This window comes from Meiothermus sp., from assembly GCF_026004075.1.
In the GTDB taxonomy this organism is placed as follows: domain Bacteria; phylum Deinococcota; class Deinococci; order Deinococcales; family Thermaceae; genus Meiothermus.
Genome location: NZ_BPIK01000001.1, coordinates 67,456 through 83,592, shown reverse-complemented (window position 1 = coordinate 83,592; position 16,137 = coordinate 67,456). Strand labels below are relative to the sequence as shown.

Sequence of the window (16,137 nt, the reverse complement as noted above, 5' to 3'; positions counted from 1 at the left end):
CCCAGTCTACCGGCCCGGATGAGAACACGCCAGGTTTTCATACCGTTTCCGCTTGAATCCTTCACCGCCCTGCGCAGTCAGAGGTGAAGGATTCAAGCCGACCGAAGGGAGTAGAAAAGCATTTCGGCAGTATCGTTTAGGCTTGTCAAAGTGAACGATACTGCCGGAATGCGTATCAGATTCGAGGCAGGGTAATGCCGGTCTGACCCTGGTACTTGCCCTTGCGGTCGCGGTAGGTCACCTCGGGGCGCTCGCCCTCGAAGAACACCAGCTGTACCACCCCTTCGCCGGCGTACATCTTGGCCGGCAGGGGGGTGGTGTTGGAGAACTCGAGCGTGACGTGCCCCTCCCAGCCCGGTTCCAGGGGGGTGATGTTGGCTACGATGCCCACCCGGGCGTAGGTGCTTTTGCCAATGGCGATGGCCAGCACGTTATCGGGCATGCGGATGTACTCCATGCTGCGGGCCAGCACGAAGGAGTTGGGCGGGATGATCACCTCGTCGCCCTCGTAGTCCACGAAGCTCTTGGGGTCGAGGCCCTTGGGGTCGGCGATGGTGTGGAATACGTTGGCAAAAATTTTCCACTCCCGCGCCGCCCGCAGGTCGTAGCCGAAGCTCGAGAGCCCGTAGCTAATCACCCCGTCGCGCACCAGTCGCTCTTCGAACGGCTCAATCATGCCTTGCTTGGCCTTTTCGCGAATCCACCAGTCGGGCTTAACACTCATGCCCCACACTATACAAGGGCAGCGGCCCGGCCATTTTCACAACCAGTGTTCATCTGGAGGTCTAAACTTAAAGCATGCGCAAGCGACCGGTATTGGGCAGGGTCTTATTGCTGGGAGGGCTGGTCTTCCTGGGTATTCTGCTCGCAGCCTGCGGTTCGGACAGCCAGAACAACCAGAGCCGCCAGCCCTTGCGTCTCATCCTCCGATTCGACACCGGCTATGTGGACGAACCCTACAACACCACCCTTACCGCCGACGGGGGGGTGCGGCCCTACCGGTTCACCCTCGAGGGCAACCTGCCCAAAGGGCTGGTCTACAGCAATGGCCGTATCAGCGGCACGCCCCAGGAAAAAGGCAGCTTCGAGCTTACGGTGAGCGTGGAGGACGCCAACCTTTCCAACCGCACCCAGAAGGTTATCCTGGTGATTGGCGAGACCCCACCGCCCCGGCTCGATCAGGTCTTCCCGCTGGCCGAGGTGGCCGACCCCTTCCCCTACCTGTTCCGGGTGCGCGACCGCGAAGCCCGGGGCTTTCAGGCCCAGATTCCGCTCAAAGACCTCAAGCTGGCCCTGGACAGCTTCAAGGCCGATGCCAGCCTGCTGTACGTGCTGCGCTACAACGAAGAAAGGGGCCTGGTGGACATCGATGCGGTCTTTACCAGCCCGCGCAAGGACCTCGAGGCCTTCCGCTTTACCGCGACCCCCCCTGCCCGACAAAAAAGTTCGGCCCGAGGCGAGCTTCCGCGCCACCCGGGTGGCCTTCTACGACAAAAACGGCAAGCTGGCCACCAACGCCCCGGCCATCGAGCGTGCGGCCAGTGAGGGGAAGTACCGGTACAGCGACCTCGAGGCCATCGCCCGCAACTGGGGCCGCCGCCTAACCCCGGCCACCCCCAGCCCCAGCGCGCCGCAAACCCCTGAGAACAACCCGCCCCAAAGCCAGGGAAGCCCCGCCCAGGCCGCTGGTACGGCCCAGGAGACTCCTCCGGCAGCGCCCACCGATCAAACAGCCTCGGAGCCGGCGCAGCCCCCTCAACCTGAAGAAGCACCGCCAACCCAACCCGGACAAGCGCAGCCTCCTCAACCCGGACAAGCACAGCCTCCTCAACCCGGACAAGCGCAACCCGCTCAGCCCGAACCCGCGCCACAGGGCCAGCCAGCGCCTGCACCCTCACCCCAAACCCCGAAGCTCGAGGGCGACCTCAACGGCGATGGGGTGGTAGACCAGAAAGACCTGGATTTATTGCGCGCCTCCTATGCCTGGGCCAGCGTGGGCGCGGGACAAGCAGCTCCGCCCAGTAGTCGCACCCCTCCGCCGGGCGAAGCCGCTCCGGGGAACAGCACACCGGGTGGGGGCTCGAGCGACCCCAACCAGACCGAGGAGGAAAACCCCGGCAGCTCAGAAGGCAAGTAAAAACCATTTCCCAGGCTTTTCCGCGTTGTGTCCGAGGAAGGAGAGCCTCCTTCTATTTCGAACGGGGGTTGGCTGCTATCCTGAGTAAACTGTGGGCAGAGCGCTGATTGTCCTGGCATTTTTGTGGGTCGTGGCCCTGGCGGGTTTTCTGGCCCTGCGCCAGACTCCAAAAACCTCGCCGCTGTGGGGGCTGCGCGACTTTTTCTGGCTGCTTTTGCAGGCCCTCAGCGTGGTCAGCCTGCTGGCTATAGTGGCTCTGGTCACCGGTATTATCACCTTCCAGAAGAACCCCTTTACACCGGCCAACTAACCATGCGCGTTGCGGTTCTCTCGGATATCCACGGCAATCTTCCGGCCCTCGAGGCTGTTTTAGCCGACCTGAAGGAGGTACAGGCCCATCTGGTGATCGTCAACGGCGACCTGGTGAACCGGGGGCCCTCCAACCGCGAGGTGCTGGAGCGTTTGCTCGACCTTACCACCTCCAAAGAGGGCCGGGGCCTGGCCCCCGAAGGGTTTTGGTTTTCGCTGGGCAACCACGACGACCTGCTGGTCAAGTGGGCCCAGCGCGATCCCTCGCTCAACGACCTTTACACCGACCCCCTGTTCGAGCCCACCGCCTGGTCGGTGGCGCAGCTATCTCGGGATCACCTGGACTGGCTGGATAACCTACCCTTCCAGGTGGTTATCGAAGAAGTTCCCCGGCGAACCTTTGGGCTGGAGAAGGCCGAGGGCATGGGCGAGCGGGTGCTGGTGCGGGCCACCCACGGCTCGCCCCGCCACTACCGCGAAGGCTACGACGAGCACCAGACCCTCGGCACCCTCACCGAGATTAGCGAGGACTTCCCGGCGCGGCTTTTGGTGGGCTCGCACACCCACCGCCCTTTTATGTACCAACTGGGCGAGGCCCTGGTGCTCAACAGCGGGGCGGTGGGGGCTCCCTTCAACGGCGATGTGCGGGCCCAGTATGTGGTGGTGGAAATAGGCGAGAACCACGTGCAGGTGGACTTCCGCCAGATTCCCTATAACCTGCAGGCCGCTTTGCAGGCCTACTACGACTCCGGCCTGATGGAAGCAGGCGGCCTGGGAGCCGATATCTTTTATCACGAGACCCGCACCGCGCGCTCGCTGCTGATGCCTTTCTGGTACTGGGCCGAGTCGCAGGCCCTCCCCCGCGACTGGGAGGCCTGGCGGCTGTACCAGGCGGCCCATCCGGAACGCTTCGCCTAGCCTGCGGTAAGCTACAAATATGCACCCTTCCCCCGAACGCATTCGCGAGTTTGTACTAGCCGCACACGGCAACCTAGCCAGGGTACAGGCCATGCTGGAAGAAACCCCGGAGCTGCTCAATCTGGCGCACGAATGGCAGCCCGGCGACACCGAGACGGCCATCCAGGCAGCGGCCCATGTGGGGAACCGGGAGATTGCACTGTATTTGCTGGCTCGAGGCGCCCCCCTGGAAATCTCCACGGCGGCCATGCTGGGCGAGGTGGAAACCGTTCGGGAGATGTTACAGCGCGAGCCGGCGCTGGCCCAGCACAGAAGCGCCCACGGGATTCCGCTCTTGCCCCACGCGGCCCTCTCGAGCCAGCCCGGGATGCTCGAGCTGGTCTTTTCCCATGGCGCGCGGGAGGGCAGCGGCATGGCCCTCAGCCTGGCGGTGGGCCGGGGTGATACGGCGGTGGCGCGCTGGCTGCTGGAACACGCCCGCCCCGACCTGGGCTGGAAGAACTTCCAGGGCAAAACAGTGATGGATATTGCCCTGGAGGCGGGCCATGACGAGATGGTGGCGCTGTTGCGGGCCTTTGGGGGCCAGCCGTAGCCTCATCGGGAGGTAAGCCGGTATGGAAAACCTACGCGAGTTTTTGCTCCAGGCCCGCACCATAGCGGTGCTGGGCGCTCACCCCAACCCCGCCAAAGCCGCCTTTTACGTGCCCGACTACCTGGCCCGCAAAGGCTACACCGTGCTACCGGTCAACCCGGCCTACACCGGACAAACGCTCTGGGGCCAGACGGTGGTCGGCCAGCTAACCGATCTGGAACAGCCCATAGACATCGTGGACGTGTTTCGCCGCAGCGAGGCCCTGATGGGACATCTGGACGATATTCTGGCGGCCAGGCCCAGGCTGGTCTGGCTGCAATCGGGCATTGTGAACGAGGCCTTTGCTGAAACCCTTCGACAGGCCGGGATTCAGGTAGTGCAGGATCGGTGCTTGATGGTGGTTCATCGGCAACTGCTGGGCTAGAGCTCGCCATCAGCGCTACCAGCCCTTGGTGCTCGACCTTCTTATGTCCAGCGATCTACACAGCGCCCTGCTTACCTGGTACCAACACCACCAGCGCAAGCTCCCCTGGCGGGGAGAGCCAGACCCCTACAGGGTTCTCCTGTCGGAGGTGCTCCTGCAACAGACCCGTGTCGAGCAGGCCATTCCCTACTACCATCGCTTCTTACAGCGCTTCCCCACCCTCGAGGCCCTGGCCAGGGCCGAGCAGGAAGCAGTGTTGAAAGCCTGGCAGGGGTGTGGCTACTACGCTCGGGCCCGCAACCTGCACCGGCTGGCCCAGCAAGTTGTGGCTGCCGGGGGCACACTCCCAACGACGGTGGAAGGGCTGCGGGCCTTGCCGGGCCTGGGCCCCTACACCGCGGCGGCTGTAGCTTCCATTGTCTTTGGGGAGCCGGTGGCGGCGGTGGATGGCAACGTGCGGCGGGTGTTGTCGCGCCTTTTTGCCTGGGAGCAGCCCACCCCGAAGCTGGTGCAGGAGGCTGCCGATGCGCTTTTATCCGCTCTGGCACAACAAAAAGATGCTCGCCCTGGCGACTGGAACCAGGCCCTGATGGAACTGGGGGCCACAGTTTGCACACCCCAAAATCCAGGCTGTGGGGGCTGTCCGGTGGCTGCGTTCTGTCGGGGCAAGGCCAGCCCTGAGCGCTACCCGGCCGCCAGGGTACGCAAGCAGAAAAGCCTCGAGCTCGCCGCACTGGTACTGCAAGGGCCCGCAGGGGTTCACCTGGAGCTACGGCAGGGGCCGGTTCTGGGCGGGCTGTGGGGGGTTCCGATGGAAGAGGAGCCGGGCGCCTTGGAGCGCCTGCTGGCCCGCTTCGGGCTGGATTCTGCCGAGCCGGTGGGCTCTGTGCGCCACGACTTCACCCACCGAAAGCTACTCATCCGGGTCTACAAAGCCTGCTGGGAGGCCACAGAAAACCCCGAGCGGCGCCCTTTATCGCGGCTGGATCGCAAGATACTGGAGCTGGTCAAGGCTCATCCAAGGCCTCCTGAGTAGGGCTATGTGCCGGGCCCCAAAGCTTCGGCCAGGCGCAACCCCTCCTGGGCCATCTGGGCGTATGTACCCTGCCCCAGCACGCATAGACCCACACCGTAAAGGCCCTCGACGCGGGCTAAGCGCATGGTGCTGGACTCCCACTCCTCTTCAGCAAACACCTCATACTCCACCCGATAGCCGGGGGTTCCGTCCTGCTCGGGCACCTCGGCACACTGAGAGGTAAACTTAAAGCCAAGTTGCACCAAGTGCTGGTACAGATCGGGGTAGGCCACCTCCGAGAGGCGGCCGGCCTCCTCGGTCACGCAGCCAATGGACAGTCGAGGGTTCAGAAAGCTCCCGACCGCCAGCACCACCTTGTGGGCGGTTTTTCGTGGTCCTTCCCAGCTTTCAATGCCCATCACGGCAGGGCCCTCGAGCATCAGGCGTGTCACCGAGAGCTGCAGGAGGTGAATCTGGGGGTGGTTTTCCAGCCTGTACTTGGCCCGGCGGTGCAGCTCCCAGCCTCCCAGCCCTTCCTCGCCCACCAGGGCCAGCAGCGAGCCCTGGGGAAAGGGGCCTTGGATAGGGGTGAAGGGCAGATAGACCGAGTCCAGGCTGGTGGTGACCAGGCCTACCCGAACCCCTTTCTGGGCCAGGGCATAGGCCGCTTCGGAGCCGGCGAAGCCTGCGCCCACAATCAGTACGTCGTAGTTCATAGACAACATCATAGGGAAGTTTAGAGGGCGGATTTATCGGTGAATCAACTGCCCGATGTAGTATCCGACCAAAGGGAGTAATACCGTTTCCGCTTGAATCCTTCACCGTGGGGTGTAGTCAAAGGTGAAGGATTCAAGCCGACCGAAGGGAGTAGAAAAGCATTTCGGCAGTATCGTTTAGGCTTTCAAAAGTGAACGATATTGACGAAATGCGTATAACTCTCGCCAACCGCATTGGACAGACCAAAGCAGTCATTAATCCAACGGCATTTATAAGCGGTCGTTTTCTTGGGTAGGTTGTGGCGGTAGCACCTAGTCTTCCAGGTAGGTGTACCCCACCAGCTCCCGTGCGTACAGCTCCATAAAAGCGCCTTTTTCGGCAGGGGTGAGTTTTTTGGACGAGCGCACCAGCTTCTCCACAGCCTCGGCCAGTTCGTCGTCCTCGTAGCCCATTTTCTCGATCACCCGCCGGGCCTTTTCACCCTGAATAAAGCGCTCTATGTCGTAGCCCTCTTCGTCGACCACCACATGGGCCTCGCCGATGCGGCCAAACAGGTTGTGATTCATGCCCAGCACGTCCTGGTAGGCCCCGGTCAGGAAGACCCCCAGGTAGTAGGGCTCGCCGGAGCGAATTTCGTGCACCGGCAAGGTGTTGCGCACGTCGTGGGTGTCAATGAAACGGTCGATCTTGCCATCGGAGTCGCAGGTGATATCCACCAGGGTGGCCTCGCGGGTGGGGCGCTCGTTCAGGCGGGTGAGCGGCACGATGGGGAACATCTGCTTGATGGCCCAGGTATCGGGAAGGCTCTGGAAGAGGCTGAAGTTGCAGACCAGTTTGTCGGCCAGCATTTTTTGCAGGTCTTCGAGTTCGTCGGCAGGGTAGTCGAGCTCGAGGGCCAGCTTGAGGGTCTTGCGGGCAATCTGGTAGAACAGGGCCTCGGCTGCGGCCCGGTCGCGCAGGGAGATGAGGCCCAGGTCGTAGAGATTCTGGACGGTGTCCTTGTTGGCGAAGGCGTCGTGGTAGACCTCGCGGTAGTTCTTGGCCGAGATGCTTCGGGCCAGCTCGAACATATCCTTGACCACCGGATGGGCGTCCTTGGGCTGCTCGAGCTTCTCTTCGCCGGGGGGGCGGATGGTGTCGATCACCTCGAGCACCAGCACGCTGTGGTAGGCGGTCACGGCCCGGCCCGACTCGGTGACCAGGATGGGGTGAGGCTCCCCGTGACCATCGCAAATTTCCTTGGTCACGTAGACCAGGTCCTCGGCGTACTCTTCCAGGGTGTAGTTGGCCGAGGCATAGAAGGCGGTCTTGGAGCCGTCGTAGTCTACCGCCAGCCCCCCACCCAGGTTGAGGTAGCGCACCGGGGCCCCCAGCTTGCGAAGCTGCACGTAGGTCTGGGCGATCTCCCGCACGGCCTGCTTAATGCGGCGGATATCGGTCACCTGGCTGCCGATGTGCGAGTGCAGCATGGCGATGGTGCCCAGCATGCCGGCCTCGGCCAGCATATCCACCGCTTTGATGATCTCGGGGGTGGTGAAGCCAAACTTGGCCGCCTCGCCGCCCGACTCCTCCCAGGCCCCCGAGCCTTTGGTTTTGAGCTTGTAGCGGATGCCAATCTGCGGCTCCACCCCCAGCTCTTGGGCGATGCGGATCACCCGCCCCAGCTCGGCGAATTTCTCCAGGGTGACCACCACGTTCCTGCCCAGCTTTTTGCCCATCAGGGCCAGCCGGATAAAGTCGTCGTCCTTGAAGCCGTTGCAGGCGATGATGGACTCGGGGTGCAGATCCTGGGCCAGAATCAGGGCCAGCTCGGCTTTGGAACCGGCCTCGAGGCCATAGGCAAAAGGTTTCCCCGCCCTGGCTACGGTCTCCACCACCATACGCCGCTGGTTGACCTTGACCGGGAACAGCCCTTGATACCCCGCGTCGTAGCGGTACTTCTTGATGGCCCGGCGGAAGGCCTCGTTGAGCGCCACCACCCGCGCTTCCAGAATTTGGGGGAAGCGCAGCATCACCGGCAATGGGCGTCCCTCGTCCCGCAAGTCCTGCACGATTTCAAAGAGCGAGGCGCTGGGGCCCTCCGCCCCCTCGGGCGTGACCTCGAGCTCGCCGTCCTCCCCTACCCGAAAAAACCCCGCCGCCCAGTGGGGGACGAGGTAGATTTCTTCGGCATCCTTGGCAGTGAAACGTTTGAGCTTCTCCAACTTGAATCCGGGTCTCCTCACACAGGCTACGGGTGGAATGTCAGGGGGCATTCACCGTGCGCTGTCCAGAACAGAGTGTAGGGCATTTTGTCCCAGGATGCTATAGCAAAGAACCATTCATCAAGGAATCCGTTCTGCTAGAAATTTAGACCTGTTCCACACGAGACCCTTTATTGCGTATCTGCTGAGCCCAGACCCACCTCGAGCCACACCTGCACGGTCTGGCCCACCTCGAGGCCCTCCGCCCGGCGCACGGCATCTTTGAGCGGCAGAACGTACCGGCCCTCCTTAGGCCAGAGCGCGGTTTTCCAGACGGTCTGGCCGATGCGAACCTTTGCCGGAATCATGCCCCAGCCGTAGGTCAGGAGCCGCTCGGCGCTTTTGATGGCCTGGCTCTCTGCCTCGGGCACGGTCACGAAGTAAAAGGGCGCCGGGCCGCGCCACTCCCAGATTTCGCCGCTGAACTCGAGGCCCACCGCTACCAGACCTCCGTGCGCCACAGGCTCCAGATGGCCTGCTCTTCCAGCGCCTCCGGCATCACATAGCCCATTTGCTTGAGGGCCAGCTTCATCTGCCCGACGTGGTAGCCCTCGTGCCAGAGCATGTGCTGAAGAAACAGCACCGGGTGGTCGTAGTGGGCGTGCCCACCCTCCATCGGCTGGCCGGTCTCGAGGCGATGCTTAACCGCATCGCAGATGGCTCGAGCGCTCTCGTCGAGCAGCTCGGCCAGGCGGTCGCGCTGGGGCATACCCTCAGCCAGCTCCGGCGCGACCTGCTGCAACCAGAACAGCCGGGTGTTCTGAATGTGTGCGAACTGCTCCCCCACCGACGGACTCCCCTCCATGGCCCTGGCCTCCAGGCCCCCTTCCGGCAGAGCCCGCAGCAGATTGAGCAGGATGGTGTTGTTGCGCTGAAACGAGTCCAGCAGGGCTTCCGAAACCGAATTGCGCATGGATATACCTCGTTCGTAACACGATTTGCAAATACGATAATAACATATTGGCCCCGAACCCTCGTTGGAGCACAAAAACACCCCCAGGCCCGGGGGTGTTTGGAGGCAGAAGGAGCCGGTGTCTACTTCACAAACAGCATCTCGCGGTAGCTGGGCAGGGGCCAGTATTTGTCGGCCAGGATGCGCTCGAGGGCATCGGCGGCCTTGCGCACCTCGGCCATGGCGGGCAGCACGTTGTCGCGCATGTGGTGGGCTTTCTCGTGCACCTCGTCGCCGCCCAGCTCGGCGTTCTGGGCCTTGAGCTTCTCGAGGGCATCCGACAGCGCGTCGGTGGCCTCCACCACCTGTTTGATGGTGCGCTCGGCGGCCCGCGACTTGACCTCGATCTCCGAGAGTTCGGCCAGGTAGCTCAAAGCCCCGGGCAGAATCTGGGTCTGGGCCACCCACTCGGTGGTCTCGCCCTCGATGTTGACCTGCTTGAAGTAGATGTCGTACATGATCTCCTGGCGGGCGTAAATCTCGCGCTCGTTGAGCACCCCCAGGCGGGTAAACAGCTTGACGTTTTTCTCGTCGGTAAAGCGCTCGATGGCATCAACAGCCGTGCGTAGGTTCAACAGCCCGCGCTTGGCGGCTTCTTTGTGCCAGGCCGCCGAGTAGCCGTCGCCGTTGAAAACGATGCGCTTGTGCTGGGCGTAGGTCTCCTTGATGGTCTCCAAAGCGGCCTGCTCGAAGCCCATTTTTTTCTTCATCTTGGCCTCGACCGAGTCCATCAGGGCATCGATGGCGTCGGCCACGATGGTGTTGAGCACCGTGATGGGGAAGGAGATGCTCTGCGAGGAACCCACCGCGCGGAACTCGAACTTGTTGCCGGTAAAGGCGAAGGGCGAGGTGCGGTTGCGGTCGCCGGCGTGCTTGGGCAGGGGGGGCAGCACCGGCGTGCCAAGCTCGAGCACCCCTACCTTCTTGCCTGAACCCCCTTTGCCATTAGCCAACCGCTCGAAGATATCGGTGAGCTGGTCGCCCAGGAAGATGGACATGATGGCCGGGGGGGCTTCGTTGGCGCCCAGGCGGTGGTCGTTGGAGGCCGAGGCCACGCTAATGCGCAGCAGATCCTGGTGCAGATCCACCGCCTTGATCACCGCCGCACAGAAAAACAGGAACTGCAGGTTGTCGTGCGGGGTGTCGCCGGGCTCCAGCAGATTGATGCCGGTATCGGTGCTCATGCTCCAGTTGCAGTGCTTGCCCGAGCCGTTGATGCCAGCGAAGGGCTTCTCGTGCAGCAAGGCTACCATACCGTAGCGCCGGGCGGTGTTCTTAAGCACCTGCATAACCAGCTGCTGGTGGTCAGCGGCGATGTTGGAGGGCTCGAAGATGGGGGCGATCTCGTACTGGCCGGGGGCCACCTCGTTGTGGCGGGTCTTGACCGGGATACCCAGGGCATAGAGCTGGTTCTCCACGTCGGTCATGAAGGAGAGCACCCGGTCGGGGATGGAGCCGAAGTAGTGATCCTCGAGCTCCTGTCCGCGCGGGGGCTTGGCCCCAAACAGGGTGCGGCCGGTCATGACCAGGTCGGGGCGGCGGAAGTAAAACTCCTCATCAATCAGGAAGTACTCCTGCTCAGCTCCCAGGGTAGAGGAAACCTTGCTGGCCTGTACACCAAAGTACTTGAGGGCCCGCTGGGCGCTTTTGTTCAGGGCCTCGATGGAGCGCAGCAGGGGGGTTTTGAGGTCGAGGGCCTCCCCAGTCCAGCTGGCAAAGGCGGTGGGGATGCACAGGGTCGCGCCGTTGGAGTGCCGCACGATGAAGGCCGGCGAGGTAGGATCCCAGGCGGTGTAACCCCTTGCCTCGAAGGTCGCCCGCAGGCCACCCGATGGAAACGAAGAGGCGTCGGGTTCGGCCTGAATGAGCTCCTTCCCGGTGAACGAGGCAATCACCTTGCCATCGGAGATGGGGGTGAAAAAGCTGTCGTGCTTCTCGGCGGTGTAGCCGGTGAGCGGGTGGAACCAGTGGGTATAGTGGGTGGCCCCTTTTTCCAGGGCCCACTTCTTCATGGCCAGGGCGATGGTATCGGCGATGCTGGGATCGAGGGGGGCGCCCTTCTCGATGGTGGCCTGGAGCGATTTCCATACTGGTTTGGAAACCAGCTCGCGCAGCTCATCCATGTCCAGCACATCGCTGGCAAATACCTCGCCAGCGATGTCGCTGGAAACCTGTCGCACATCCTTAAACCGCCAGTTACGGGCTGCCGAAACAACATCAAAGTCGTGGTTCATAGCTTCTCCTGGAGATGGTGACGGTTGTATTTAGATGTTTTTTGTATCTAAATGACTTTTAATCCGGCACCACTTGAGACAACACCTTATCACAAATTTGCAAAAATCAACATTGCGTTCTTCGAAAATTTGCATTTTGTCACAATATCATCAGACGTTTGACAGAATAAATCGCAACCAATTGCATTTTTGACGATTTGCTTGATTTATATGCATAATACATATATGCTATTTGCATATATGTAGGAGGCCTGCTTGAATCGCCATAATCTGGAAGAGCTGCAATACCTGAATAACTACGATTCCAACGCCTTCGACCGACCTTCGGTAACGGTGGACGTGGTCATCCTGACCCTGCGCGAAGGGCACCTCGAGGCCCTATTGGTCAAGCGCAAAGAACACCCTTTCCTCAACTACTGGAGCCTGCCGGGTGGCTTTGTGCAGATACAGGAGTCGCTCGACGAGGCCGCCGCACGGGTGCTACGGCAAAAAGCCGGGCTCGAGGGGATGGTGGGCATGGAGCGGGAAAGCCCCCACAAGCATCCTGTTTACTTGGAGCAGCTCTACACCTTCGGCGACCCCAAACGCGACCCCCGGATGCGCGTGATTAGCGTGGCCTATTACGCCCTGGTCGAGGCCAGCCATATCCGCGAATCCAGCGAGGAAATCGCGCTGTTCAAATTGCGCACACCCGAAGAGGCCAGCAGCGTAGAAATTTTCGATAGCAAAAACAAAAAGTATTCACTGGCCTTCGACCACGCCGAGATACTGGGGGTGGCCCTGCGGCGCATCCGGGGGAAGCTCTCGTACACCCCCATCGGCTTTGAGCTGCTCCCGGAACGCTTCACCCTGCGCCAACTGCAGGCCGTGCACGAGACCATCCTGCAAAAAAAGCTCAACAAAGACTCCTTTCGGCGCAAGATGCTGGCCTCGGGGATGCTCGAGGCCACCGGCGCGCTCGAGCGCGGCCTGGGCCGGCCTGCCGAACTCTACCGCTTCCGGAGGGCACCATGAACACCGCCGTCTTTATCGGGCGCTTCCAGCCGCCGCACTTAGCCCACCTCGAGACCATCTCCCGGGCCCTGGAACGTTTCGATCGGCTAATCGTGGTGCTGGGCAGTGCCTACTGCTACCCCACCCCCAAAAACCCCTTCAGCGCCGAGGTGCGCGAGGCCATGATCCGGGCCAGCCTGGGTGCGGACGCGACCCGGTTGCAGTTTGTAGCCATCGCCGACGACTACTACGACGACCCCCGCTGGTTCCGCAGTGTGCGGACGGCGGTGGAGGCCCTCGCCGGCCCTGACGCCCGCATTGCTATCACCGGCTACGACAAGGACGAGAGCAGCTACTATCTGCACGGCTTTGGCGACTGGCCCTTCGAGCCCAGCGGCGTGGTGAGCCCCCTCAACGCCACCGACGTGCGCAACAGCTACTTTGGCGGCAGCGCCGATTGGAAGGCCATGGTTCCAGAGGCGGTGCGGCAGTATATGGAGCAATTCGCCGCCACGGCAGAGTTCAAACGCTTGCAGGACGAGTGGAGAACCATTCAACACTATCGCGCGCTCGAGCGACGCTACCCCTACCCCATCCTGCACGTCGCCACCGACGCGATGGTGCTGGCCCAGGAACAGGTCTTACTGGTCGAGCGCAACGGGGCCCTCGGCAAGGGGGCCTGGGCCCTGCCGGGGGGCTACGTGGAACCCAGGGAAACCCTGCTGGCTTCGGCCCTGCGCGAGCTGCGCGAGGAGACCGGCCTGGAACTACAGGCCAAGTACCTCAAGGCCACCCAGGCCTTCGACTATCCGGGCCGCAGCCTGCGCGGAAGGGTGATCAGCATGGGCCACTTCTTCGACCTGCAAGACACCCCTCCCCCAGCAGTTCGAGGGCAGGACGACGCCGCAAGGGCCTTCTGGCTGCCCCTGGCCGGGCTCGAGCGCCACCAGGCCCGCTTCTTTGAGGATCACTACCAGCAGATTTGTTGGTTTTTGGGGCGCGCACCGCACCAACCCGCGCTGTCCCAAGGAAAGGAGCCCAAGTGAAACCCCTCAACCCCCACAACCTCATCCTAAACACCGACAGCTACAAGGCCAGCCACTACGCCCAGTTCCCCAGGGGCATGACCTATGCCAGTTGGTACATCGAAAGCCGCGGAGGCGACTCCAACTTCGTGCGCTTCTTTGGCCTGCAGGCCTTCTTAATCGAGTACCTGAGCAAGGGGGTCAGCCTGGCCGACGTGGAGGAAGCCCAGGAGGTCTTCCAGGCCCACGGGCTGCCCTTCCCCACAGAGGGCTGGCGCTACATCGCCCAGGACTTAGGGGGGCGGCTGCCGGTGCGCATCCGGGCCGTACCCGAGGGTAAGGTGGTTCCCGTACACAACCCCCTGGTCATCATCGAGAGCACCGACCCTAAAGTACCCTGGCTGCCGGGCTGGCTCGAGACCGCGCTGTTGCGGGCGGTCTGGTACCCCACCACAGTCTGCACGGTTTCCTGGGGCATCCGCAACACCATCAAGGAGTACCTGGAGAAAACCGCCGACGACCCCGAGGCCGAGCTGCCCTTCAAGCTGCACGACTTTGGCGCGCGGGGGGTAAGCAGCCTCGAGAGCGCCGGGCTGGGCGGGATGGCCCACCTGGTGAACTTTATGGGCACCGATACCGTCACCGCCCTGATCTACGCCCGCAACTACTACGGGGCCGAGATGGCCGGCTACAGCATCCCGGCCATGGAGCACAGCACCGTGACCAGCTTTGGCCGCACCGGCGAGGCCCAGGCCTACCGCCAGATGCTCGAGGCCTTTGCCAAACCGGGGGCCCTGCTGGCGATGGTGATTGATTCGTACAACCGCGAGCACGCCGTGGGCCAGATTATCGGCGAGGAATTGCGCGAACTCATCCAGCAGTCGGGGGCCACCGTGGTCATCCGGCCCGACTCGGGCGACCCGCCCTTCGTGGTGCTGCGCACGGTGCAGACCCTCGAGGCCAAATTTGGCGCCACCCTCAACCGCAAGGGCTACAAGGTGCTGAACGGGGTGCGGGTCATCCAGGGCGACGGGGTGAACGCCGACACCATCCGCAAGGTGCTGTTTTTGCTCGAGCAGTGGGGCTACAGCGCCTCCAACGTGGCCTTCGGCATGGGCGGGGCCCTCTTGCAGCACCCCCACCGCGACACCCAGAAGTTCGCCCAGAAGCTGCACCTGGTCACAGTAGACGGCGAGACCTACGGGGTGGGCAAGAGCCCGGTGGACGACCCCGGCAAGCTCTCCAAGAAAGGCCGCCTGGACGTTATCCAGGACGAACGCGGCATCCGCACCGTGGAACTGCCCCTAGACGCCACCCAGCCGCACCCCCAGAGCATTCTGCAAACGGTTTTTGAGAACGGGGCGATTACCCGGCGCTACACCTGGGAGGAGGTGCGCGGCAACGCTTAGAACACGCTGGTTCCGGGCCCCGCCCAGCTCAGACCGAAAGCCTGGGCCCAGCTCGCCGCCAGGTCGGCAAAGGTCGCGCGAGTGCCCAGGTCCCGCCCGGCCATCCCCGGCCCCACCACCAGCAGCATCCCATACTCGCGGGTATGGTCGGTGCCGCGGTAGGTGGGGTCGTTGCCGTGGTCGGAGACGATAAAGAGGTGGTCGTCCGGGCCGAGGGCGGCCAGCAACTCGGGCAACCGGGTATCGAATTCTACGAGCGCCTGGGCGTAGCCTTGGGGGTTCCGCCGGTGACCGTACTTGGCGTCGAAGTCGACCAGGTTGGTGAAGATAAGGCCGGAGAAGCCCTGGCGCATGAGTTCCAGGGTACGCTCGAGGCCCTCGAGGTTGCTGCCCGACTTGACCTCGCGGGTAAAACCCCGGTGGGCGTAGATATCGGGAATCTTGCCCACCCCCACCACCTCCAGCCCTGCGGCTTTTATCTCGTCCAGCACGTTGTGGGGGGGCTCGAGCGCAAAGTCTTTGCGCAGATCCTCGCGCCGGTAGTACTGGCCGGGCTCGCCCTCGAATGGGCGGGCGATCACCCGGGCACAGGCCAGCGGCCCCACCAGCATCTCCCGCGCAACCCTGCACCAGTGGTAGAGGGTCTCGAGGGGAACTTTGCCGATGTGGGCCGCCACCTGAAAGACCGAGTCGGCCGAGGTGTACACGATGGGAAAGCCGGTGCGCAGGTGCTCGTCGCCGTAGTCGCGGATGGCCTCGGTGCCCGAGTAGGGCTGGTTGAGCAGATACCCTTCCACGCCAATGCGGCGGCAGTATTCGGCCAGAAAATCCTGTGGATAACCCTGTGGAAAAACCTGAAAGGGGTGCTCGAGCTGAATCCCCACAAACTCCCAGTGGCCCGTAGAGGTATCTTTGCCGGGGTTGACCTCCAGCATCCGGCCAAAGGCCCCCTGTGGGGTGGCTACCCTGGGCAGGGTGTGTACCCCCGGTACGTGGCCCAGCCCCAGCGCGGCCAGATGGGGCAGTTCTATCCCAGTTTTGAGCACGGTGTGGTCGAGGGTGTCGGCCCCTTCATCGCCGAACTGCGCGGCGTCGGGCAGATAGCCCAGGCCCACCGAGTCCAGCACGATGGTGGTAATCTTCATACCCAAAGCATACCGGAGGCAGCG

General features: G+C 62.8%; 17 protein-coding genes. 10 read left to right on the top strand and 7 right to left on the bottom strand.

Features of this window, described 5'->3' with window-relative positions:
- Nucleotides 1-175 precede the first annotated feature (175 nt).
- Nucleotides 176-724, bottom strand: a complete 549-nt coding sequence (gene dcd / locus Q0X18_RS00405) for a dCTP deaminase (protein ID WP_297557231.1) — start codon at nt 722-724, stop codon at nt 176-178.
- A gap of 74 nt (nt 725-798) precedes the next feature.
- On the opposite strand from dcd, the gene Q0X18_RS00400 reads away from it, so the two are divergent.
- From Q0X18_RS00400 to mutY, 7 genes are all read left to right on the top strand, one after another.
- Nucleotides 799-1,545, top strand: a complete 747-nt coding sequence (locus tag Q0X18_RS00400) for an Ig domain-containing protein (protein WP_297557229.1) — start codon at nt 799-801, stop codon at nt 1,543-1,545.
- Nucleotides 1,478-2,137 carry a hypothetical protein gene (locus tag Q0X18_RS00395; protein WP_297557227.1) on the top strand — a complete coding sequence of 220 codons (660 nt, stop codon included), beginning with the start codon at nt 1,478-1,480 and terminating at the stop codon, nt 2,135-2,137. The genes Q0X18_RS00400 and Q0X18_RS00395 overlap by 68 nt, the downstream gene beginning before the upstream one ends.
- A 91-nt stretch (nt 2,138-2,228) precedes the next feature.
- The gene (locus Q0X18_RS00390; protein ID WP_297557226.1) at nt 2,229-2,447 is read left to right on the top strand and encodes a hypothetical protein; all 219 of its coding nucleotides are present in this window, start codon (nt 2,229-2,231) and stop codon (nt 2,445-2,447) included.
- 2 nt (nt 2,448-2,449) lie between these two features.
- Nucleotides 2,450-3,364: a metallophosphoesterase gene (locus Q0X18_RS00385; RefSeq protein WP_297557224.1), complete on the top strand. Its 915-nt coding sequence runs from the start codon at nt 2,450-2,452 to the stop codon at nt 3,362-3,364.
- 19 nt (nt 3,365-3,383) lie between these two features.
- Entirely contained in the window at nt 3,384-3,956 is a 573-nt protein-coding gene (locus Q0X18_RS00380; RefSeq protein WP_297557222.1) for an ankyrin repeat domain-containing protein, read from the top strand.
- A gap of 22 nt (nt 3,957-3,978) precedes the next feature.
- Entirely contained in the window at nt 3,979-4,380 is a 402-nt protein-coding gene (locus Q0X18_RS00375; protein ID WP_297557220.1) for a CoA-binding protein, read from the top strand.
- A gap of 43 nt (nt 4,381-4,423) precedes the next feature.
- Nucleotides 4,424-5,416, top strand: coding sequence for an A/G-specific adenine glycosylase (mutY, locus tag Q0X18_RS00370; protein WP_297562898.1), 993 nt, complete (start codon nt 4,424-4,426; stop codon nt 5,414-5,416).
- Between the two features lie 2 nt (nt 5,417-5,418).
- Here the strand turns inward: mutY and Q0X18_RS00365 are convergent, their stop codons facing one another.
- The 5 genes from Q0X18_RS00365 to Q0X18_RS00345 all read right to left on the bottom strand — a co-directional run bounded on the left by Q0X18_RS00365 (nt 5,419) and on the right by Q0X18_RS00345 (nt 11,541).
- A complete protein-coding gene (locus tag Q0X18_RS00365) occupies nt 5,419-6,111 on the bottom strand; it encodes an FAD-dependent oxidoreductase (RefSeq protein WP_297557219.1) in 693 nt (230 codons plus the stop codon).
- Nucleotides 6,112-6,423: 312 nt separating this feature from the next.
- Complete coding sequence (gene speA / locus Q0X18_RS00360; protein WP_297557218.1) at nt 6,424-8,316, bottom strand: biosynthetic arginine decarboxylase; 1,893 nt, start codon at nt 8,314-8,316, stop codon at nt 6,424-6,426.
- A 170-nt stretch (nt 8,317-8,486) separates the two neighbouring features.
- A complete protein-coding gene (locus Q0X18_RS00355; RefSeq protein ID WP_297557217.1) occupies nt 8,487-8,816 on the bottom strand; it encodes a DUF1905 domain-containing protein in 330 nt (109 codons plus the stop codon).
- Nucleotides 8,795-9,268: a DinB family protein gene (locus Q0X18_RS00350; protein WP_297557216.1), complete on the bottom strand. Its 474-nt coding sequence runs from the start codon at nt 9,266-9,268 to the stop codon at nt 8,795-8,797. Before Q0X18_RS00350 ends, Q0X18_RS00355 begins: the two co-directional genes overlap by 22 nt.
- A 122-nt stretch (nt 9,269-9,390) precedes the next feature.
- Nucleotides 9,391-11,541 (bottom strand): glutamine synthetase III, encoded by a 2,151-nt coding sequence (locus Q0X18_RS00345; RefSeq protein ID WP_297557215.1) that lies wholly within the window; start codon nt 11,539-11,541, stop codon nt 9,391-9,393.
- 255 nt (nt 11,542-11,796) lie between these two features.
- Here Q0X18_RS00345 and Q0X18_RS00340 point away from each other — a divergent pair, with 255 nt between their 5' ends.
- From Q0X18_RS00340 to Q0X18_RS00330, 3 genes are read left to right on the top strand one after another with little or no spacing between them, the layout of a single operon-like run.
- A complete protein-coding gene (locus tag Q0X18_RS00340; RefSeq protein ID WP_297557214.1) occupies nt 11,797-12,555 on the top strand; it encodes an NUDIX domain-containing protein in 759 nt (252 codons plus the stop codon).
- Complete coding sequence (locus Q0X18_RS00335) at nt 12,552-13,580, top strand: bifunctional nicotinamide-nucleotide adenylyltransferase/Nudix hydroxylase (RefSeq protein WP_297557213.1); 1,029 nt, start codon at nt 12,552-12,554, stop codon at nt 13,578-13,580. Before Q0X18_RS00340 ends, Q0X18_RS00335 begins: the two co-directional genes overlap by 4 nt.
- Complete coding sequence (locus Q0X18_RS00330; protein WP_297557212.1) at nt 13,577-14,968, top strand: nicotinate phosphoribosyltransferase; 1,392 nt, start codon at nt 13,577-13,579, stop codon at nt 14,966-14,968. The genes Q0X18_RS00335 and Q0X18_RS00330 overlap by 4 nt, the downstream gene beginning before the upstream one ends.
- On the opposite strand, the gene Q0X18_RS00325 is transcribed toward Q0X18_RS00330, so the two are convergent.
- On the bottom strand, nt 14,965-16,113 hold the full coding sequence (locus tag Q0X18_RS00325; protein WP_297557211.1) for a phosphopentomutase: 1,149 nt from the start codon (nt 16,111-16,113) through the stop codon (nt 14,965-14,967). The genes Q0X18_RS00330 and Q0X18_RS00325 overlap by 4 nt on opposite strands.
- Nucleotides 16,114-16,137: the final 24 nt, after the last annotated feature.